The sequence below is a fragment of the Nonomuraea aridisoli genome (assembly GCF_003236395.1).
GTDB lineage: Bacteria > Actinomycetota > Actinomycetes > Streptosporangiales > Streptosporangiaceae > Nonomuraea > Nonomuraea aridisoli.
Map to the genome: position 1 here is coordinate 1 of NZ_POUD01000667.1, position 451 is coordinate 451.

The following is a 451-nucleotide window of genomic DNA, read 5'->3' on the forward strand; positions in this document are numbered from 1 at the left end:
GTTCTGCTGCACTTCCTGCGGCAGCCCTTCGGCAATCTTGGTGCCGAATTCCATGACGACCAGCCGATCGGTGAGGTTCATGACGAAGTCCATGTCGTGCTCGACCAGCAACACGCTCATGCCTTCGGCTTTCAGCTTGGTCAGCAGCGCGGCCAGCGCCTGCTTTTCCTTGTAGCGCAGGCCCGCGGCGGGCTCGTCCAACAGCAGCAGCGCGGGGTCGCAGCACAGGGCACGGGCGATTTCCAGAATGCGCTGCTGGCCCAGCGCAAGGCTGCCGGCTTCCTGATACATGCAATCGGCCAGACCCACGCGCTCCAGTTGACGGCGCGCTTCGAACAGCAGCTTCTGCTCTTCGGCCTGGTTCATGCGCACCACGCTTGCGAGCACCCCGCCCTGCGCCGCAAAATCGCCGCGCAGGTGGGCGCCAAGGGCCACGTTCTCCAAGACGGTC

General features: G+C 64.7%; 1 protein-coding gene. It reads right to left on the reverse strand.

Annotation, left to right across the window (positions count from 1 at the left end):
• Window positions 1–451 (reverse strand): ATP-binding cassette domain-containing protein (locus C1J01_RS54340; RefSeq protein ID WP_146616076.1); only part of this gene is annotated, 451 nt, incomplete at both ends.